Below are 19,850 nucleotides of genomic sequence, written 5' to 3' on the forward strand. Positions count from 1 at the left end.
GGGAACGACGCCCCTTGGTATAATGGGAGCCGGGTTATCGGAGGAGCGCCGCGCGCGCGCCGGCGAATCGGGGGGCCCACATCCATGGGGTTTGACTTAGGCGGAACGGCATCGACCACCGCGGCGGTTTTTCTCGCCGTCGTGTTGTTCCACATTTTGTTGTTGCGATGGCGGAAGCACCTTCCCCTCGACCACCCCAACGACCGCTCCCTTCACTCGACGCCAACCCCGCGTGTCGGCGGCTTGGCGTTGATCCCCGGCCTGCTTCTGGGCGTCGGCGCCCTGGGTCGGGGAATGTCCGTCCCGCTGGGACTCGCCGCGGCCCTTTGCTTGTTCTCTTTTTTGGACGACCGTTTCGGGTTGCCCGTGGTCTTGCGTCTGGTGGCCCATCTTGGGGCGGCGGCGGTTTTCGTCGGGATCGGCGGGTTTTGGGGCGACCCTCGACGGGGCATCGCCTTGACGCTGTTGATCGTTTGGGGGACCAACCTTTTTAATTTCATGGACGGCTCGGATGGGTTGGCGGGAGGGATGGCGTTTTTTGGGTTTGCGGCCTACGGCGCGGCGGCCTTTCGGGCGGACGGCGCGGCCGGGGCCTTGGCGTGGGGGGTCGCCGCGGGATCGGCCGGGTTTCTCCTTTTTAATTTTCCGCCCGCCCGGGTGTTCCTCGGCGACGCGGGATCCATTCCCCTGGGATTCCTCGCGGTGTCGTTGGGCGTGGAGGGCTGGGCGAAGGGGCGGTGGCCGGCCTGGTTCCCGGCGCTGGTGTTCGCTCCCTTCTGGGTGGACGCGACGGTGACGCTGGTTCGTCGGATCTTGCGGGGGGAACCGGTGTGGCGGGCCCACCGAACGCACTATTATCAGCGATTAATTCAAATGGGATGGGGGCATCGAAAAATGGCGTTGGTGGCGTATGGGCTCATGGCGATCTGCGGGGTCGGCGGACTGGTGCTTTTGCGCGCGACCGCCTTTGCCCAGCGGGCCTCCTTGGCCTGCGGGGCCGTGGGCGCGGGGGTCCTGATGGCCGACGTGGATCGAAGTTGGCGCCGCCGGGCCGCCGCCGGGGCTTCCCGATGAATTTCAAAAAAATCCTCGTCTTTGTTCACGACGTGGCGGCGTCGGCCGTTGCCTGGTATGTGGCGTTCCTCCTTCGGTTCAATTTTTCCGTTCCGCCGGCCAACGTGGAAAGTTTGCTCTGGTCGATGGCCATTGTTGTTCCCCTTCAAGGCCTTGTTTTCTGGTGGTATGGACTCTACCGGAGCCTCTGGCGGTTCGCCAGCTTGCCGGATCTTCGGCGCATCGTCGTGGCCGTCTTCGTTTCCGCCGGGGCATCGGCCACCGCTTTGTTTCTCTACCGCCGGCTGGACCAAGTTCCCCGCTCCGTTCTGGTTCTCGACCCCATTCTCCTGGTGTTCGTCATGGGCGCCAGTCGGTTCCTCTACCGATCGTGGAAGGACGGGCATTTGATCCCCTTCCGCAAACTGGCCACCACCCCGGTGTTGGTTTTGGGCGCGGGTCGCGTGGCGTCCATGTTGTTGCGCGAATTGGCCCAGGACGGCCAGTGGCGGGTGGTCGGACTGATGGACGACGACGTCACCAAGAAGGGGCGTTTGCTTTCCGGCGTTCCCGTGTTGGGCCCCATCTCCGAATTGGAACGGCACGCCCGGGAACGCGGGGTGCAACAAGTGATCTTGGCCATTCCCTCGGCGTCGCCCGCCCGTCGGCGGGCCCTGGTGGAAACGGCGGCGGGCCTCGGGCTGACGGTCCTCACCGTGCCGACGCTGGACGATTTGCTCACGGGGCGCATTTCGGTGTCCCGCGTTCGCCGGGTCGAATTGGAAGATTTGCTGGGCCGCGGACGGGTCAAATTAAACGACGCCGGGCTCCACGAATTGCTGACCGATCGCACGGTGTTGGTGACCGGCGCGGGCGGGTCCATCGGGTCCGAACTGTGCCGCCAGATCGCCCGTTTTTCGCCGCGCTTGCTGGTGCTTTACGAAGCGAACGAATACGCGCTCTACCAAGTCGAGCAGGAGTTCGGGGAACGGTTCCCGGGAACTCCCGTGGCCGCGTTGGCGGGCGACGTCCGGGACGCCGGCCGATTGGAGGAGGTGTTCCAACGCCACCGGCCCGACGTCGTCTTTCACGCGGCGGCCTACAAACACGTGCCGCTCATGGAAAACGACAATTGCTGGGAAGCCGTTCGGAACAACGTGCTGGGCACCTATCGGATCGCGCGCGCGTCGATCCAATCGGGCGTTCGGAAATTCGTTTTGATTTCGTCCGATAAGGCCGTCAACCCCACCAACGTCATGGGGGCCACCAAACGGATGGCCGAAATGGTCTGCCAAGGACTGCAAACCCCCGGGAGCGGAACGCGGTTTGTGGTCGTCCGTTTCGGGAACGTTCTCGGCAGCACCGGCAGCGTCATCCCCAAATTTCGGGACCAAATCGCCAAGGGCGGTCCCGTCACCGTCACCGACCCGGACATGACCCGCTTCTTCATGTTGATTCCGGAGGCCGCTCAGTTGGTTCTCCAAGCCGGGTTCATGGCCCAGGGCGGTGAAATTTGCGTATTGGAGATGGGATCGCCGGTCCGCATTCTGGATTTGGCCCGGGACATGATCCGGCTTTCGGGGTTCAACCACGATGAGATTAAAATCGTTTTTACCGGTCTTCGTCCCGGTGAAAAATTGTTTGAGGAGCTTTTAGCGGACCAGGAACATACGTTGCCCACGCCCCACCCCAAGGTGCGCGTGGCCCAGGCCCGGGCCGTGCCGGCCGGTTGGTTGGATTACGTCGTGGGTTGGGTGGATTCCGACGCGCGGGTGGCCGACGCGGAGGTCAAAGCCGAAATGAAGCGGCTGGTGCCGGAATACGCGCCCCCTTCCATGGCTCCGACCGCGGTTCCCGCTCCCCGGCCCGCCGCCCGCTGATATCACGAGTTTTTTCCACCGAAACCTTTATAAATCAATCCATTTTAAAGGCGTCGATCCGGTGGATTCACCGCGCCGAATATTGGACAATATGTTCGAAGCCCCATGAATAGTTCACCGATCACGCTTCTCTTCCCGTGACCCGTTACGCGGCCATTATTCCGGCCCGGGCCGGTTCCAAGGGGATCCCCGGGAAAAATCTCAAAGCGATCGCCGGCAAGCCCCTGATCGTTTGGAGCGTCGAATCGGCGCTGGCCTGCCGTCGAATGGACGCCGTCGTGGTTTCCTCCGACGGGGACGACATCTTGGAGGCGGCCCGGCGCGGGGGAGCCGAAGCCCTTCGGCGGCCGGCGGCCTTGGCCACGGACGCGGCGGGCACGGAGCCCACCCTGGTTCACGCGGTCCAATGGCTGGAAAGCGTCGGTCGGCGGCCGGACGCTTTGGTCTTGCTTCAGCCGACGTCGCCCCTTCGCCGGGCGGGAACCTTGGACAAAGCCCTCGACCTTTTTGAGAAGAACGGGGCCGATTCCCTGCTGACGGTCTGCGAAAGCCACGCGTTCTTTTGGAAAAACCCGGCGGCGCCCGAGGCCCTTTACGATTTCCGGCACCGGCCCCGCCGGCAGGACATTCCGCCGGCCGATCGTTGGTACCGGGAAAACGGGTCGATCTACGTGACCCGCACCGATGTTCTGCTGCGTGAAAACAATCGGTTGGGCGGGCGGATCGCGATGTTGCCCGTGAGCGAAGAGGAGAGCGTCGAAATCGACTCCGAAGCCGATTTCGCCATCGTCGAAAAACTTTTGGAACGAGAGAGACCGTCGTGATCATCGAACGCAACGTCGCCAAATACGTCATCTTTTCGGACGATTCGCTCGTCAACGCCCTTCGGCGCATCAGCGAAAATAAAGCGGGCTTCGTTTTCGCCCTCACGGAAACGGGCATCGTCGAAGGGGTTTTGACCGACGGCGACGTTCGCCGCTGGCTGGTGGCCCAAAAGAACATCGACATGGACGCCCCCGTGTCGACCGTGGCCAACCGGCAATTCGTGTCCGCGCCGGAATCGGACACCGCCGACAAAATCGAGGAACGCCTCACCGACCGGATCCGGTACGTGCCGGTGCTGGACCGCCAGGGGCGCCTCGTGGGCGTGGCCAGCCGGAAGGCCGCCGAAGTGCGCCTCGGGGACTTCGTCATCGCCGACGATTCGCCGACGTTCGTGATCGCCGAAATCGGCAACAACCACAACGGCCGGATGGATTTGGCCCTGCGGTTGGTGGACGAGGCCGTGGCGGCGGGCGCGAACTGCGCGAAGTTTCAATTGCGATCCATGGACACCCTCTATCGAAAAAACGGGAAAGGCGCCGGGGAGGATTTGGGGGCGGAATACACCCTGGATTTGCTCGCCAAATTCCAGCTGGACGTGGATTCTCTGTTTAAGGTCTTCGATCACTGCAAGAAAAAGGGGATCCTGCCCCTGTGCACCCCTTGGGACCGGGAGAGTCTGAAAGCCCTGGAGCGCTACGGCATGCTCGGCTACAAAGTGGCCTCCGCCGATCTCACGAACCACGATTTGATGGAGGCCCTGGCGGCCACCCGGAAGCCGCTTCTTTGCTCCACCGGGATGTCCTCCGAGTCCGAGATCGTCGACGCGGTTCGCCTGTTGAAATCCCGGGGCGTCCCCTTCGCCCTCCTGCACTGCAATTCGACGTACCCCGCGCCGTTCAAAGACATCAATCTAAATTACCTCGACCGCCTCCATCGGCTGGGCGACTGCCCGGTGGGGTATTCCGGCCACGAGCGTGGGTATTCGGTGGTTCTGGCGGCGGTGGCCAAGGGCGCCCGCGTGGTGGAAAAACATTTCACCCTGGACCGGGACATGGAGGGGAACGACCACCGGGTGAGCCTCCTGCCCGACGAATTCAAGCGCATGGTCGAAGGCCTTCGGGAAATCGAGCAGTCCTTCGGCGGCTCGGAACCCCGCAAAGTGACCCAGGGCGAAATGATGAACCGCGAGGTTCTGGCCAAAAGCCTGGTGATCAACCGCGCCCTCCGGAAAGGCGAATCCATCACCGCGGACATGATCGAGGTTCGCAGCCCGGGCCGCGGTTTGGCGCCGTACCGAAAGACCGAACTGGTGGGCCGGGCGGCCCGGCGGGATTTCACCGCGGGGGATTTTTTCTACCCCACCGACGTCGAGGCCCCGGCGGCGGAGCCCCGCTCCTACCGATTTCGCCGTCCCTTCGGCATTCCGATCCGTTATCACGATTTAAACGAGATGGCCGGTCGTTCCAATTTCGATTTGATGGAATTTCATCTCAGCTACAAGGATTTGGACCTGGATCCGTCCAAATTCCTGTCGACGGAGGGCTACGACCTGAATTTGGTGGTCCACAGCCCCGAGTTGTTCGCCGGGGACCATCTCATGGATCTCTCCTCCGCCAACGCCGACTACCGGCGCCGGTCGGAACAGGAACTTCAGCGGGTGATCGACGTGACCCGCCGCTTGAAACCGTCCTTCAAGAAAGCCCAGCGCCCCCTGATCATCATCAACGCCGGCGGATTCACCCTGGACGCGCCGCTCTCGGTCGCGGCCCGAGCCCCGCTGTACGACCGCATCGCCGAGAGTCTGAGCCGCCTGGACGCCAAGGGCGTCGAGATCATCCCCCAAACCATGCCGCCCTTCCCGTGGCACTTCGGCGGCCAGCGTTACCACAACCTGTTCATGGACGCGGGGGACATCGTCGCTTTCTGCAAAAAGCACGGCGTCCGGGTGTGCCTGGACGTTTCCCATTCCAAACTGGCCTGCACCCACGCCAAGGCGTCGTTTCAGGAATTTTTGGACGCGGTCGGACCCCACACGGCCCACCTGCACATCGTGGACGCCCAGGGGGTCGACGGCGAAGGGCTCCAAATCGGGGAAGGGGAAGTGGATTTCCGGGCCATGGGCGCGGCGTTGGATCGGTCCGCCCCGGGCGTGGGGTTCATTCCGGAAATTTGGCAGGGCCACAAAAACGGCGGCGCCGGGTTTTGGACCGCCTTGGAACGGTTGGAAAATCATTTTTAGTTCGGGCTTCCCACAACGAGGACGGGCGACATGTTCAACGACAAATCGATTTTAATCACGGGCGGCACCGGATCCTTCGGTCGTCGTTACGTTAAAACCATCCTGGCCCGGTTCAAGCCGAAGCGCCTCGTGGTCTATTCCCGGGACGAGCTCAAGCAGTACGAGATGCAGCAGGAAGTGTCGTCCCCCGCCCTTCGGTATTTTATCGGGGACGTGCGGGATGGGGAGCGCCTGCGCCAGGCCATGCGGGGGATCGACTTCGTGATCCACGCCGCCGCGCTAAAACAAGTGCCCGCCGCCGAATACAACCCCATGGAGTGCATCAAAACCAACGTGCACGGCGCCGAGAACGTCATCGCCGCGGCGTTGGAGAACGAAGTGGGAAAAGTGATCGCGCTGTCCACCGACAAGGCGGCCAGCCCGGTGAACCTTTACGGCGCGACCAAATTGGTCTCGGACAAGCTTTTTGTCGCCGCCAACAACATCGCGGGAGGCCACCGGACTTGTTTTTCGGTCGTGCGCTACGGGAACGTGGTGGGGTCCCGGGGATCCGTGGTGCCTTTTTTCCGCCGGTTGTTGGCGGAAGGCAAAACGGAATTGCCGGTGACCGACCCGCGGATGACGCGTTTTTGGATCACGCTTCAACAAGGGGTGGATTTTGTTCTTAAGAATTTCGAACGGATGCACGGCGGGGAAATCTTCGTCCCCAAAATCCCCTCCGTCCGAATCACCGATTTGATGCGGGCCATGGCCCCCCGCGCGACGGCCAACGTCATCGGTATTCGGCCCGGCGAAAAACTTCACGAGGTCATGTGCCCCGGGGACGATTCCCATTTGACCCTGGAATTTCCCGATCATTACGTTATTCGCCCCTCCATCGTTTTCCATCACGCCGTGGATTACGTCCGGAACTCGCTCGGCGAAAAGGGGCAGCCGGTGCCCGAGGGGTTTGAATACAATTCGGCCACCAACCCCCGGTTTTTGAACGACGAGGAGATACGGTCGATGAACGAGGCCGGGGCCTGATCCCTTACGCCCGACAGGACGTTTCCCCGGCGGATCTGAAAGCCGTCGAGGAGGTTCTGCGGTCCGATTTTCTCACCCAGGGGCCCGCGGTGGAGCGTTTCGAGCGACGGGTGGCGGATTACGTCGGGGCGCGCCACGGCGTGGCGGTCTCAAGCGCCACGGCGGCCCTGCACCTCGCCTACCGCGCCCTGGGCCTCGGCCCGGGCGACCTTCTGTGGACCTCCCCCAACACCTTTGTGGCCACGGCCAACGCGGCGCTCCTGTGCGGCGCGTCGGTGGACTTCATCGACATCGATCCCCGGACGAAAAACCTCTCGCCCGACGCCTTGCGCGACCGCCTGGTCGCCGCGAAAAAAGACGGACGCCTTCCGAAAGCGGTCGTTCCCGTTCATTTCGCCGGACAACCCTGCGACATGGAAGCCATCGGCGCGCTGGCCCGGGAATTCGGGTTCCGGGTGGTGGAAGACGCTTCCCACGCCATCGGGGCCCGTTATCGGGGCGCTCCCGTCGGCGCTGGAACCCAATCGGACCTGACCGTTTTTAGCTTCCACCCCGTGAAGATCATCACGACCGGGGAAGGGGGAATGGTCGTCACCAACCGGGACGACCTGGCCGCGGCCGTTCGCCTGTTGCGCAGCCACGGGATCACCCGGGACCCGTCGCGAATGGAAAAAGCCGACGAAGGCCCTTGGTATTACGAACAAGTGGATTTGGGATTGAATTACCGGCTGACGGACATTCAATCGGCCCTGGGCGCGAGCCAGATGGACCGCCTGGAGGCGTTCATCGAACGTCGCCATCGCGTGGCCGATCGCTACGATCGCGCCCTGGCCGGTTTGCCCTTGGAATTGCCGCTCCGCCCGGCCGGCGATCGCTCCGCCCTCCACCTCTACCCGGTGGTCGTCGCCCGGGAGCCGCGGGCCCAGGAACGCCGCCGCGTTTTTGACGCCCTCCGGGCCGCCGGCATCGCCGCCAACGTCCACTACATTCCCGTTCCCCTTCAACCCCATTACCGCCGCCTCGGTTTTAAACCCGGCCACTGCCCCGCGGCCGAACGGTATTACGACGGGGCCATCAGTTTGCCGATGTTCCCGGGATTGACCGACGCCGACCAGGACCGCGTGGTGGACGCCTTGCGGCGCGCCCTGGCGTGAAAACCGTCGCCATCGTTCAGGCCCGGGTCGGCTCCACCCGGTTGCCCGGAAAAATTCTTCGGGATCTCGGGGGTCGGACGGTGTTGAGCCACGTTTTGGATCGGGTCCGGGCCGCGGCGGGCGTGGATGAAACGGTCGTCGCGACGACAACCGCTCCCGGGGACGCGGCGGTGGCCGCCGAGGCGGGGCGGTGCGGCGTCCGCGTTTTTCGCGGGGACGAGGCCGACGTCCTTTCCCGTTACGCCCTGGCGGCCGCGGGCGCCGGCGCGGACGTCGTGGTGCGCGTCACCTCCGATTGCCCCTTGTTGGACCCAGCGCTCCTGGCGGCCATGCTGGGGGCTTTTCACGCCTCCCACGCGGCCCGACGGCCGTTGGACTACTTGAGCAACACCGTCGTTCGGACCTTTCCCCGGGGATTGGACGCCGAAATTTTCACCCGCGCCGCCCTCGACCGCGCCGCCCGGGAAGCGACCGCGCCCCACGAGCGGGAGCACGTCACGCCCTTTCTCTATCAACACCCGGACCGTTTCGCCATCGACCAATACGCCCGGGTTCCGGATTTGTCCGCCCACCGGTGGACCTTGGACACGCCGGAGGATTGGGAGTTGATCCGACGCGTGGTGGAGGACTTGGGGACCGGGGAGGGTCGATTTTCCACCGACGCGGTCCTGGACGTGTTGCGCCGGCACCCCGACTGGGTGGCGCTGAACGCCGGAATCGAACAAAAACCCTTGGGGCGATGACGCCGTGAGGGTGGCGGTGCGCGCCGACGCTTCCACGGCCCTGGGCGCCGGGCACGTTCAGCGCTGCCTCGCGTTGGCCAAAAAGCTCGCGGGCGCCGGGGCGTCCGTCACGTTTTACTGCCGGACGGCCGACGGCGATCTTTGCGACGCCGTCGCCGCCCGGGGGTTTGAGGTTGTTCGACTGCCGGGGGGCTTCGCCGATTGGAAATCCGATTTGGATTTTATGGCCTCGGCGTTTAAATCCCGGAGCGTCTGGGATTGGTTGGTGGTCGATCACTACGGGTTGGACGCCCGCTGGGAATCCCCGCTCCGGGTGTTCGCCAAACGAATTTTGATTGTGGACGATCTGGCGGACCGCCCTCACGATGGCGACGTGTTGTTGGATCAAAACGACGGGGACCGCGCCGCCGCCTACGCCGGCAAGCTTCCGACCGCCTGCCGCCGACTGCTGGGGCCGCGCTTTGCCCTCTTGCGCGAGGAATTCGGCGAATGGCGCCGCCGGACCGGTCCCCGCGCCGGTCCGTTAAGGCGGCTTCTGGTGTCCTTCGGCGGCAGCGATCCGACGAACGAAACGGCCAAAGTGTTGGACGCTTTGCGCGGCCTGGGGCCGCGGCCGTTTTCGGTGGACGTCGTGGTCGGATTTGAAGACGATCGTTCGCGGCTCTTGGCCCGGGAGACCGCGGATTTGAAAGACAGTCGATTCTTTGTCCGGGTGGACAATATGGCCGAGCGGATGAGCGGCGCCGATCTCGCCGTGGGTGCCGCCGGCGGCTCCACCTGGGAACGTGGCGCGTTGTACCTGCCGGCCGTGGTCGCGGTGGTCGCGCCGAACCAGGCGCCGATCGCGGCGGCGGTGGCCCTACGCGGGGCCGTCATCAATTTGGGCGACCACGACGGCTTGTCTTCCGCGGATTACCGAAAAGCCATCGAGGCCCTGGCGGCGTCGCCCGAACGCCTCGCGGAAATGTCGCGGTGCGCCGGCGAATTGACGGACGGCGACGGCGCGGCCCGGGTGGTCGCGGCGATGAAGGAGGGTTGATTGAAAATTTCGATTTGGTGTTCCGACCGCGCCCACCCGGTGTTTCCCCGGCTTGAGAAATGGGCCGCGGACCGACGGGGGAATCACGTCGTCGGCTTCGTCGCCTCCCGGGCCGACGCCGCGGGCGGGGACATCCTTTTTTTGATTTCGTGCAACGAAATCGTTCCGGCGTCCGTTCGGGCTCGGTACCGGAAAACCCTCGTGATCCACGCGAGCGATTTGCCCCGGGGCCGCGGCTGGTCCCCGTATGTGTGGCAGGTGTTGGAAGGGAAGAACCGGATTCCCGTGACGCTTCTGGAAGCGGAGGACGCCGTGGACAGCGGGGCGATCTGGGCTCAGCGGGACCTGTCGCTGGAGGGCCACGAGTTGTTCCATGAAATCGCCGCCCGGCTTTTCGATTTGGAATTGGAGCTGATGGACCTGGCCGTCGATCAATTCGAATCGATCCGACCCCGGCCCCAGGACCTTTCGAAGGGGATCACGCAATACCGCCGGCGAACCCCGGCCGACAGCCGGCTCGATCCGGAAAAAACCATCGCGGCGCAATTCGATTTGCTGCGGGTTTGCGACGGGACCCGGTTTCCGGCTTTTTTTGATTGGCGCGGACACCGCTACGCGCTTCGACTGGAGAAAATTCGGGGAGAACAACCATGACGGAATTGGCCATTGCCGGGCGGCCCATCGGGCGGGACCACGCGCCCTTTGTCATCGCCGAAATGTCGGGGAACCACAACCAATCCCTGGACCGGGCCTTGGCCATCGTCGACGCGGCGGCCGCGGCCGGGGCCCACGCGCTCAAAATCCAAACCTACACCGCCGAGACGATGACGCTGGACTTGAACCGGGGCGAATTCGCCATCACGGACCCCAAGAGCCTGTGGGCGGGGAAATCCCTTTTCGATTTGTACCGCGAGGCCCACACCCCCTGGGAGTGGCACGCGCCCATCTTCCGGCGGTGCGCCGAGCGGGGGCTCATCGGGTTCAGTTCCCCGTTCGACGCCACGGCCGTTGATTATTTGGAGAAACTCAAAGTCCCCTGCTATAAAATCGCTTCCTTTGAGATCGTGGACCTGCCCTTGATTCGTCGGGTGGCGGCCACGGGGAAGCCGCTCCTCCTTTCCACCGGGATGGCCACCTTGGCGGAAATCGACGACGCCGTTCGGGCGGCCCGGGGCGCCGGCGCCCGGGAACTGATTCTCCTGAAATGCACCAGCGAATACCCCGCCACCGCCGAGGACAGCCACGTTCGAACGATCCCCCACCTGCGCGATCTGTTCGGGGTCGAGGTCGGGTTGTCCGACCACACGCCGGGCCTCGGCGTGCCCGTGGCCGCCGTGGCCCTGGGGGCCACCGTGATCGAGAAGCATTTCACGCTGGACCGATCGGCGGGGGGCGTGGACAGCGCTTTTTCCCTGGAACCGGCCGAATTGAAAGCGCTTGTCGTGGAAACGGAGCGGGCCTGGCGGTCGTTGGGCCGCGTGACCTACGGTCCCTTGGCGGGGGAGTCGGCTTCCGGCCAATTCCGCCGTTCGCTCTACGTCGCCCGGGACATGAAGGCGGGGGAGGTTTTCACTCCCGAGAATTTGCGCTCGCTCCGCCCCGGCCGGGGGCTTTCGCCGAAACACTACGAAGCCCTTCTCGGCAAGCGGGTGACCCGGGCCGTGGCCCGCGGGACGCCCGCGTCCTGGGATTTGATCGGGTAAAACCGACCCCGTGCCCCCCGCCCGCGTTTGCCTGATCGTCGATAATCCGCTTCGGGACTTGGACGGATTGGTCCTGCTCGCCGATCGTTTGGCCCGGCGGGGTTTCGACGCGGTGTTGGTCCCGATGTACGCCCAGGGGTTTGACGTGATTCCGCTGCGTCCGGCCCTGGTTCTGGCCAATTATGTTCGGCCCAACAACTTCGATCTGTTGCGTCTATATCGAAACGCCGGCGTCCGCATCGGGGTGTTGGACACCGAAGGCGCCGGGGGGAAAAGCGCGGAGGACCACGCGCGTTTGGCGACGCGCCTTCCCCTGGGCGGCTTGGTCGATCTTTATTGCCTGTGGGGGGAAAACCAACGGGCCGCGATGGTTCGGGAAGGATCGGTCCCGGCGTCGGCGTTGCGCGCGACGGGGTGCCCGCGCTTTGATTTCTGCGCGCCCCCCTGGCGGGAGGCCCTTTTGCCCGTGGAGGGTCCGGCGGACTACATTTTGGTCAACACCAACTTTCCCACCGCGAATCCCCGTTTCTCGGCGGGGTCCCGCCGGGAAGCCCGCGCCATGCGTCAGGTCGGCTTCGACGCGGCCTTCGCCGACCGATTCATCGCGGACGCCGGCCGCTCCCTGGCCCGCGTGATCGAGACGGTGGACCGTCTGGCCGCCCGCTGGCCGGGGGAACATTTCATCCTTCGCCCCCATCCCTTTGAAAACATCGCCGCCTACAACGCCTTGCTCTCCCGCCCCAACGTGCGTCTCCGTCAGGAGGGCACCTCCCTTCAGTGGATTCGGTCCGCCAAAATGTTGATTCACCAGAATTGCTCCACCGCGATCGAGGCGGTGATGATGGGCCGCGAACCGGTGTCCCTGGAATGGTTCAACACCCCCGCGTTGATGGTCCCCGGTCCCCATCGCGTGAGCCGAAACGCCAACAGCCCCGCGGAGCTTGAAACCATCGTGGAATCCCTGTTGGCCGGGCGCCCCGCGCCCTTGACGGCCGATCAGGTTTCGGCCCGCCGGGAGTTCGTGGAAGGCCTTTTCGGCCCCGCCGACGGCCGCGCGTCCCAACGGGTGGCCGAGGCCGTGGAAGACGTTTTGTCGCGGCCGGCGGAAAACGTTTTCCGCGGGGCCGGTCCCTCCCTTCGAACCCGCGCGGTCCACGCCGCCCGGCGCGCCCTGGGGGTGGCCCGGTCCGAGAAAATCCGCCGTTGGTTTTCCTCCCCCGCCCGGGAATCCGCCCGGACCGCCAAGCGGTTCGAGGTTGAAACCGTTCGGCAAACCCTGGCGCGCCTTTCCGCGGCCGCCGGCGAAAGGGCCCCCGCGGTCTCCTCGCTCGTGGGCCCCGGCCTCAGCGGCCAATCGATTTTGGTTGAAGCGGTCGGTCGTGCTTAAGCCCCTCGTTCGAAACACCATGTTCACCGGGATGGCCCATCTGGCCGTGGGACTGATCGGTTTTTTCATCGTGCCCTTTCTTGTCCGCGCCTACGGCATGGCCGGGTTCGGGTTGATCGTCCTCGCCCGGGTGGTCCTGCCCACGGGGCCGCTGTCGATTTTGGATTTCGGTGTTTCCGAAACAACCACCCAGGCCGTGGCCCGGGCCCGGGCGGACGGTTCCTGGGCGCGGGCCTCGGGCCAAACCACCTTGTTGTTGCTGACGGCCCTCGCGGTGGGGGCGCTCATTGGCGCGGTGTTGGTGGTCGGGGGGCCTTGGGCCCACCGCTTGGTGGACATCGACCCCGCCCAGCGGGCCGGTTTTTCCCGGGTGATCCAAGCCACGGGCTGGGCCTCGCCGCTCTTGTTCACGGGCCTCATCGTCGAAGGAATGACCAAAGGGTTTGAGCGGTACGACTTGCTTCGATTTTTGGAAGTGCTGGCGGCCCTGGCCTTTGCGGGGGCCGCCTGGGTCCTGATCCGCGGCCATCGCCCGGGACACGCGGTGGCCTTGGCCTTCCTGTTCAGCCAGGTGGGGCGGGGGATCGTCCTCCTTTTTTCCATGATCCCCCTGCTGCGTTCCACTCCCCTGCGTCTGGCCCGGTGGGACGGCCCCATGCTCCAGGAAGTCCGCCAACGGAGCGCGCTCATGTTTCAGAGCCGGGTCCTGGGCGTCGTTCAATTTCAATCGCCCCCGCTTTTGATCGGCGCCTTGGTCGGACCGGCGGGCGTCGGCGTTTACGACATCCTGGTTCGCCTGCCGCGCTTCGCCAAATCCGTTTTGTCGTTGCTGATCTCCGCCCTGCTTCCGGTGTCCGCGCGGTTGGAGGCGGGCCGGGACCACGAAAAATTGAAGGAGTTGGGGCGCGCCGGATTCTGGTTGATGCCGGCGCTGGCCTTTCCTCCCCTGCTGGCGGGGGCCGTGTTCGCGCCGGAATTCCTGCGGGACTGGGTGGGTCCTTCGGTGGTCCCGCTCTGGCCCTGGTTCTCCCTGATGTTCGTGGTCCCAATGCTCAACCTCCTTTTGAGTTACGGCCAAACGCTCATGCAGGTTCGCCTGTCGTTCCTTCGGGCGAACAACCGCCTGCTGGTGGCCCAGGCGGTCGGCCAAATGGCGCTTTCCCTCGTCCTGGTTCATTTCCTCAAGGAGCGGGCGTTCATCTTTGGTCAAGTCGTCGCGATGGTCGCCGTGTTTCCATTCGTCTTTCGTCTTTTGGCCCGGGAGCAGAGACTTCCGGCGCGGTCGGTGGCCGGAGCGGTCGCGCGCCTCCTGGCCCTGGGGTTGCCGTTGGCCGCGGCGGTCCTGGGGGCCCGGTGGGGGGGCTGGCTCCGGGGTCCCGTTGAGTTGCTCACCGCTTTCGCCCTGTGGTCGGCCGCGTACTGGGCCTTGATTTACCGCTGGGGACTGGGGCCGGTGGAGCGGACGGTGGTGGGCCGAATTGTCGGCTCGGTGATTCGCCTGGAGACCCGTGCCGAGTCGAGGTCGACGCCATGAGCAAGGGTTCTTCCGCTGTCCCCTTCCCGGTCGGCTCCCCTCCGGCGCCCCTCCCGACCCATCCCCGCGTTCCGGGCGGGGTTTCGCCCCTCCTTCGTCGTGGAATCGTGTTCCATCTGGTTTCAAGCGCCGGGGTCTTGATCCTGCATGGTCTTTCCCTTCAACTTTCGGATTTGGTGAGCGTTACGGCATTCACCGGTAAAGCGTTTGCGGCCATGGGAGTCTACGCCGGGGTGAGCGCGTTCCCGATTCTGGCTTGGGCCGCTCTGGGATACGCCCGGGCGATGCCGGCGACGGCCCCGAGATCGACCCCGTTCGATGGGAGCGTATTTTAAAGGGGTTGTTCTTGGTTTCGCTCGTTGGTGTTCTTTTGCATTGGGACGCCAAATGGCGTTGTTTGAACGGTGAGTCCTTCACCACGTGGGCCCGCTTGCGCGATGTCTGGATCCATCCGTCCGTGGTCCTGCCCTGGTGGCATCGCCTGGAAAGCGTTTTGGGGCATCTCATGTCCAGCGCCGCCCACGCGGGCCTTTTTTATTCCGCGTGGATATGGACAAGCCGGGGCCCCCAACGCGGGGCCGCCGCCGGACTATTGGGTTTCTCCGTTTTGGCCCTTCTTTACGCCCTGGCCATTGTGTCCCGCAGTTTTATGCTCGTGGATTTGATCGTGCTTGCGGCGGGCGTGTCCATCGCTTACGTGGGGAAGGAACTGCCGTGGCGCCTTTTTCTCGTTCGCGGGGCGACGGTTGTCGGAACCTTTGGGTTGGTCACGGTCCTGTTGGTTCTGTTCCTTTTTGGCCAGGCCGCCAGCGGTCAGCGGACTTCCTCGGAGGCTCCCAGCGCGTCCTATCGGGAATACGAAAACGGTTTTTTTGATGAAATCCCCGTGAGGCGGTTGGAGAGCCCCGGCGCGGTTCGCTGGGCGGTTCGTCGCTGGACGCCGCGCGCCAATTCGGTAATGCTTTATCTAAACCACGGCGTGTTCAATTTCGCGTATGTTTTGAGCCTCCGAGATCGCGGGCCGGGGCAATTGTTCGCTTGCCTCCAACATTGGGCACGGCTCCTTCGTATAAATCCGGGGCCGGAACCGGGCGAGAAACCCCGCGTGTTTGGGCGGGGGGGCTTGACGTTGTCCGGGGCGGCTTTTCATGATTTTGGTTGGGCGGGGGTATTCCTGGCCGCTTTGGGGCAGGGAACGCTTTATGTCCTGGCGTTGATTCTACTGAGCGGCTCCGGGTTTAAATCGGTCGTTGGATGGACATTGTTTGTCGGCTCCACTTTAACGACGGGATTGTCCGGCATGTTCGTGGCGGCCTCGTTGGCCCCCTTTCCTTTTGTGTTGTTCGCGATTTTTACGGCGGGAGGAGCCTCTGTTATTTGTGCCGGCTCGAAACCCTCCGTCGAATCCAAAGCGGCCGGCGGACGATGACCCGCCCCCCCGATCCCCTCGGGGCCCCCGCCCGCGCGATTTTTTTTGACCGGGACGGGACTCTGAACGTTGAGAGAAATTACGTGCACACGCCCCGGGAGTGGGAGTGGATCCCCGGCGCGGTCGAGGCCCTGTCGCGCGCGGCGGCCCTGGGTTTCCGGACGGTGATCGTGACGAACCAGTCCGGCGTTGGGCGCGGATACTATGATCGAGGGGCCGTGGAGTCGCTTCACGCCTGGGTGGCCGGCGCGTTGGCCGAGCGGGGCGTCGCCGTGGGGGGCTTCTATTACTGCCCGCACCTGGAGGCCGACCGGTGCGATTGTCGAAAACCGGCCCCCGGGATGCTGGTCCGGGCCGCGAAGGAACTGAATATCGATTTGGCCCGCTCCTATTTAATCGGTGATAAGATGGCCGACGTGGACGCCGCCCGGGCGGCCGGGGCGGTTCCCATTTTGGTGCGGACGGGTTACGGGGACGCCGTGCGTCCCGGGCTCTCCGCCGATGTGGCCGTGGCGGACGACGTGATCGGCGCGGTGGATTGGATCGCTCGGCGGGAACAGCGGGGGGAGGGATCGTGAAAATTTTGGTGACGGGCGGGGCGGGCTTCATCGGGTCGCACGTGGCGGCGGCCTATCTTCGGGCGGGGCACGCGGTGACCGTCTTGGACAACCTGTCGCACGGCCGACGGCGGGCGGCGCCTCCGGGGGCTCGATTCGTGAAGGCCGATGTCCGGGGACCGGGACTCGACCGGGTGTTCGCGCGCGGGCGGTTCGACGTGGTCAATCATCACGCCGCGCAAATCGACGTTCGCCGCTCGGTCGCCGATCCCTTGGAGGACGCCGACATCAATCTCCGGGGGCTCCTCCAATTGTTGGAAAAATCCCGTTCCCACAAAGTCCGCAAATTTATTTTCGCCGCTTCCGGCGGAACCTATTACGGCGAATGCGGCCGGCCGGCCCGGGAAAGCGATCCCCCGCGTCCCCTGTCGCCCTACGGCGTGTCGAAATTGTCGAGCGAGTTTTACCTTCGGGCCTACCGCGCCCTCCACGGTTTGGATTTCACCGTTCTCCGCTACGCCAACGTGTACGGACCGGGGCAGGATCCCCATGGCGAGGCGGGGGTGGTGGCCATTTTCTGCCAGCGGCTTTCCGCCGGGAAACCCGTGACCGTTTTCGGGAGCGGCCGCCAGGAACGGGACTATGTTTTCGTGGGGGACGTGGCGGACGCCAATCGCCGGGCCCTGGCCCGGGGCTCGGGCGGTTGTTTCAACATCGGGTCGGGGAAGGCCACCTCCGTCAACGAGCTGGTTCGGGCGATGCGGGAGTTGTCCGGCCGGTCGTCCCCGGTGGTCCGCCGTCCGGCGCGCCCGGGCGAATTGAAGCGCAGCTGCTTGGATTTCGGTTTGGCGACCCGGACTTTGGGCTGGCGCCCGGGGGTCTCCCTGCGGGAGGGGTTGGCCGAAACCTGGCGGTTTCACCTTTCGACCGGGGGGCGCGCGCGGCCATGAAAGCGCTGATCCTCCTCGGGGGGTTGGGCACCCGCCTGCGGCCCCTGACGTTGACCCGGCCCAAGCCGCTTCTGCCCGTCCTCAACCGGCCGTTGATCGCCCACCAGCTGGACGCCCTGCGCCGGGTGGGCGTCCGCGAGGTCGTGCTGGCCCTCGGGTACAAGGCGGCGCATTTTAAAACCAAGCTGGGCGGGGGAAGCCGGTGGGGCGTCCGCTTCCGCTATTCCATCGAGCGGGAACCCCTGGGCACCGGGGGCGCCATCCGGAAAGCCCTCGGCCATTTGGAGGGAACGACGATGGTGCTGAACGGGGACATCATCAGCGACATCGATTTGCGGGGACTCACCGCGCGCCACGCCCGCGCCAACGCCCAAGCCACCCTGGCGTTGACGGAAGTGAAAGACCCGTCGGCCTTCGGGCTGGTTCAAACCGACCGGACCGGCCGCGTCATCGGATTTTTGGAAAAGCCGTCGGCGGAACAGACGACGTGCCGGACCATCAACGCGGGCGTTTATGTTTTCGAACCCGAGGTCGTCCAGCGCATTCCCGAGGGGCGCTCCGTTTCCATCGAACGGGAGATCTTTCCCGCCTTGATCGCCGAAGGCTACCGCCTTCGGGCGGAGATCCACCGGGGGTATTGGTCCGACGTGGGAACCCTCGCGGCCTATTGGCGGACCCACGCCGATCTGCACCTTCTGGGGCGCTGGCCGGCGGGTTACCGGGTTCGGGGGGGGCTCGTCCGGGGGCCGGGGGTTCGTTGGCATCGCACGGCTCTTCAGCGGGGAACGGCGGTGATCGGACGGGGCGCCCGCGTGGATCGGGGCGCCGTCTTGGAGGGGTGCGTCACCCTGGGCGACAACGTTCGGGTGGGCGCGGGCGCCCGGTTGACGAATTGCATCGTTTTGGAAGGGGCCGTGATCGGGGACCGTTCCCGGGTGGACAACGCCGTCCTGGGCGCGGGGGTGGGGGTGGGGGCCGATTGCCGGGTCGGGCCCGATCTCGTTTTGGGCGACGGCGCCCGGTGGCCGGACCACAGTCAATCCGTTCCGGGCCTGACCGCCCGAACGGTGATTTGATTTTTTAAATTGGTAAAATTAACCCTCTTTTTAAACAACACTTCGAACACCGATAGGGAGAATCCATCGTATGCGCCGTGACCGTTACGTTTTCACCTCCGAGTCCGTCACCGAAGGACATCCGGACAAGGTTTGCGATCAAATTTCCGACGCGGTGTTGGACGCCATCTTGGCCGAGGACCCGATGGGGCGCGTGGCGTGCGAATCCTTCTGCACCACGGGCCTGGTGGTCGTGGGCGGCGAAATCACCACCAAATCCTGGGTGGACGTGCCCTCCCTGGTCCGCTCCGTCGTGGCGGACATCGGCTACACGGACAAGCGCTTCGGTTTTGACGCCGCCAGCTGCGGCATCCTAAACGCCATCGGCCGCCAGAGCCCCGACATCGCCCAGGGCGTCGACACCGGCGGCGCCGGCGACCAGGGCCTCATGGTCGGCTTCGCCTGCGACGAGACGGAGGAGCTCATGCCCACCCCGATCCACCTGGCGCACAAGCTCACGCGGCGCCTGGCGGACGTCCGCAAGAAAGGCGTCCTGCCCTACCTCGGCCCCGATGGGAAATCCCAGGTGACCGTGGAATACGAGGGCGGCCAGCCCAAGCGCATCGACGCGGTGGTCCTCTCCAGCCAGCACGACGAATCCATTTTGGACAAAAGCGGCAAAAAAATCACCGGCCGAGCCCGGGAGGAAATCATCCACAAGGTCGTCCTGCCGGTCCTTCCCAAGGCCATGTTGGACAAGGACACCAAGTTCTACGTGAACCCCACCGGCAAATTCGTGGTCGGCGGTCCCGAAGGGGACACCGGCGTCACCGGCCGCAAAATCATCGTGGACACCTACGGCGGATGGGCGCCCCACGGCGGCGGCGCCTTCTCCGGCAAAGACCCGACGAAAGTGGACCGCTCCGCCTGCTACATGGCGCGCCACGTGGCCAAAAACATCGTGGCCGCGGGCCTGGCCCAGCAGTGCACCGTTCAGCTGGCCTACGCCATCGGCGTGGCCGATCCGGTCAGCGTCATGATCGACACTCACGGCACGGGCGCGGTGCCCGAGGAACGCCTGGTGGAAATCGCCCGGGACGTCTTCCCGCTCACCCCCCGGGGCATCATCGATTACTTGAAACTGCGCCGCCCCTTCTACCGCAAGACCGCTTCCTACGGCCATTTCGGCCGGAACGACGCGGACTTCTATTGGGAAAAAACCAACAAAGCCGCCGAGCTCAAAAAGCTCGCACGCGTCTGATCTCCTCTTGACCAA

17 protein-coding genes are annotated in these 19,850 nt (G+C 64.8%); all 17 read left to right on the forward strand.

Annotation, left to right across the window (positions count from 1 at the left end; all coding sequences use genetic code 11):
• Positions 1-84: 84 nt before the first annotated feature.
• The 17 genes from IPP68_10960 (at position 85) to IPP68_11040 (ending at position 19,835) form a co-directional block, all read left to right on the forward strand.
• Positions 85-1,074, forward strand: a complete 990-nt coding sequence (locus IPP68_10960; protein ID MBL0350875.1) for a glycosyltransferase family 4 protein — start codon at positions 85-87, stop codon at positions 1,072-1,074.
• Positions 1,071-2,933, forward strand: a complete 1,863-nt coding sequence (locus tag IPP68_10965; GenBank protein MBL0350876.1) for a polysaccharide biosynthesis protein — start codon at positions 1,071-1,073, stop codon at positions 2,931-2,933. Before IPP68_10960 ends, IPP68_10965 begins: the two co-directional genes overlap by 4 nt.
• A gap of 137 nt (positions 2,934-3,070) precedes the next feature.
• Positions 3,071-3,757, forward strand: coding sequence for an acylneuraminate cytidylyltransferase family protein (locus IPP68_10970; protein MBL0350877.1), 687 nt, complete (start codon positions 3,071-3,073; stop codon positions 3,755-3,757).
• On the forward strand, positions 3,754-5,997 hold the full coding sequence (locus IPP68_10975) for an N-acetylneuraminate synthase family protein (protein ID MBL0350878.1): 2,244 nt from the start codon (positions 3,754-3,756) through the stop codon (positions 5,995-5,997). The genes IPP68_10970 and IPP68_10975 overlap by 4 nt, the downstream gene beginning before the upstream one ends.
• A gap of 30 nt (positions 5,998-6,027) precedes the next feature.
• Entirely contained in the window at positions 6,028-7,023 is a 996-nt protein-coding gene (gene pseB / locus IPP68_10980) for a UDP-N-acetylglucosamine 4,6-dehydratase (inverting) (GenBank protein ID MBL0350879.1), read from the forward strand.
• Positions 7,020-8,177, forward strand: a complete 1,158-nt coding sequence (gene pseC / locus IPP68_10985; GenBank protein MBL0350880.1) for a UDP-4-amino-4,6-dideoxy-N-acetyl-beta-L-altrosamine transaminase — start codon at positions 7,020-7,022, stop codon at positions 8,175-8,177. Before pseB ends, pseC begins: the two co-directional genes overlap by 4 nt.
• On the forward strand, positions 8,174-8,920 hold the full coding sequence (locus IPP68_10990) for a glycosyltransferase family protein (protein MBL0350881.1): 747 nt from the start codon (positions 8,174-8,176) through the stop codon (positions 8,918-8,920). The genes pseC and IPP68_10990 overlap by 4 nt, the downstream gene beginning before the upstream one ends.
• A 16-nt stretch (positions 8,921-8,936) precedes the next feature.
• The gene (gene pseG, locus IPP68_10995) at positions 8,937-9,959 is read left to right on the forward strand and encodes a UDP-2,4-diacetamido-2,4,6-trideoxy-beta-L-altropyranose hydrolase (GenBank protein ID MBL0350882.1); all 1,023 of its coding nucleotides are present in this window, start codon (positions 8,937-8,939) and stop codon (positions 9,957-9,959) included.
• Positions 9,960-10,613: a UDP-glucuronic acid dehydrogenase gene (locus tag IPP68_11000; protein ID MBL0350883.1), complete on the forward strand. Its 654-nt coding sequence runs from the start codon at positions 9,960-9,962 to the stop codon at positions 10,611-10,613.
• The gene (gene pseI, locus IPP68_11005) at positions 10,610-11,662 is read left to right on the forward strand and encodes a pseudaminic acid synthase (GenBank protein ID MBL0350884.1); all 1,053 of its coding nucleotides are present in this window, start codon (positions 10,610-10,612) and stop codon (positions 11,660-11,662) included. Before IPP68_11000 ends, pseI begins: the two co-directional genes overlap by 4 nt.
• Before the next feature lie 10 nt (positions 11,663-11,672).
• Complete coding sequence (locus tag IPP68_11010; GenBank protein MBL0350885.1) at positions 11,673-13,049, forward strand: hypothetical protein; 1,377 nt, start codon at positions 11,673-11,675, stop codon at positions 13,047-13,049.
• On the forward strand, positions 13,042-14,583 hold the full coding sequence (locus tag IPP68_11015) for a lipopolysaccharide biosynthesis protein (protein MBL0350886.1): 1,542 nt from the start codon (positions 13,042-13,044) through the stop codon (positions 14,581-14,583). Before IPP68_11010 ends, IPP68_11015 begins: the two co-directional genes overlap by 8 nt.
• Positions 14,584-14,980: 397 nt before the next feature.
• On the forward strand, positions 14,981-16,012 hold the full coding sequence (locus tag IPP68_11020) for a hypothetical protein (protein ID MBL0350887.1): 1,032 nt from the start codon (positions 14,981-14,983) through the stop codon (positions 16,010-16,012).
• Positions 16,009-16,590, forward strand: coding sequence for a D-glycero-beta-D-manno-heptose 1,7-bisphosphate 7-phosphatase (gene gmhB / locus IPP68_11025; protein MBL0350888.1), 582 nt, complete (start codon positions 16,009-16,011; stop codon positions 16,588-16,590). The genes IPP68_11020 and gmhB overlap by 4 nt, the downstream gene beginning before the upstream one ends.
• Positions 16,587-17,519 carry an NAD-dependent epimerase/dehydratase family protein gene (locus IPP68_11030; protein MBL0350889.1) on the forward strand — a complete coding sequence of 311 codons (933 nt, stop codon included), beginning with the start codon at positions 16,587-16,589 and terminating at the stop codon, positions 17,517-17,519. Before gmhB ends, IPP68_11030 begins: the two co-directional genes overlap by 4 nt.
• Complete coding sequence (locus tag IPP68_11035; GenBank protein ID MBL0350890.1) at positions 17,516-18,595, forward strand: NDP-sugar synthase; 1,080 nt, start codon at positions 17,516-17,518, stop codon at positions 18,593-18,595. The genes IPP68_11030 and IPP68_11035 overlap by 4 nt, the downstream gene beginning before the upstream one ends.
• 70 nt (positions 18,596-18,665) lie before the next feature.
• Complete coding sequence (locus tag IPP68_11040) at positions 18,666-19,835, forward strand: methionine adenosyltransferase (GenBank protein MBL0350891.1); 1,170 nt, start codon at positions 18,666-18,668, stop codon at positions 19,833-19,835.
• Positions 19,836-19,850 lie beyond the last annotated feature (15 nt).

It is taken from the genome of Elusimicrobiota bacterium (genome assembly GCA_016722575.1).
Lineage (GTDB): Bacteria > Elusimicrobiota > Elusimicrobia > FEN-1173 > FEN-1173 > JADKIY01.

What these genes read in the sequence shown, in the direction of transcription:
- IPP68_10965 (MBL0350876.1), top strand. Translation starts at nt 1,071, where the DNA reads ATGAATTTCAAAAAAATCCTCGTCTTTGTTCACGACGTGGCGGCGTCG.
- pseB (MBL0350879.1), top strand. Translation starts at nt 6,028, where the DNA reads ATGTTCAACGACAAATCGATTTTAATCACGGGCGGCACCGGATCCTTC.
- IPP68_11035 (MBL0350890.1), top strand. Translation starts at nt 17,516, where the DNA reads ATGAAAGCGCTGATCCTCCTCGGGGGGTTGGGCACCCGCCTGCGGCCC.
- pseI (MBL0350884.1), top strand. Translation starts at nt 10,610, where the DNA reads ATGACGGAATTGGCCATTGCCGGGCGGCCCATCGGGCGGGACCACGCG.
- IPP68_10960 (MBL0350875.1), top strand. Translation starts at nt 85, where the DNA reads ATGGGGTTTGACTTAGGCGGAACGGCATCGACCACCGCGGCGGTTTTT.
- gmhB (MBL0350888.1), top strand. Translation starts at nt 16,009, where the DNA reads ATGACCCGCCCCCCCGATCCCCTCGGGGCCCCCGCCCGCGCGATTTTT.
- IPP68_11040 (MBL0350891.1), top strand. Translation starts at nt 18,666, where the DNA reads ATGCGCCGTGACCGTTACGTTTTCACCTCCGAGTCCGTCACCGAAGGA.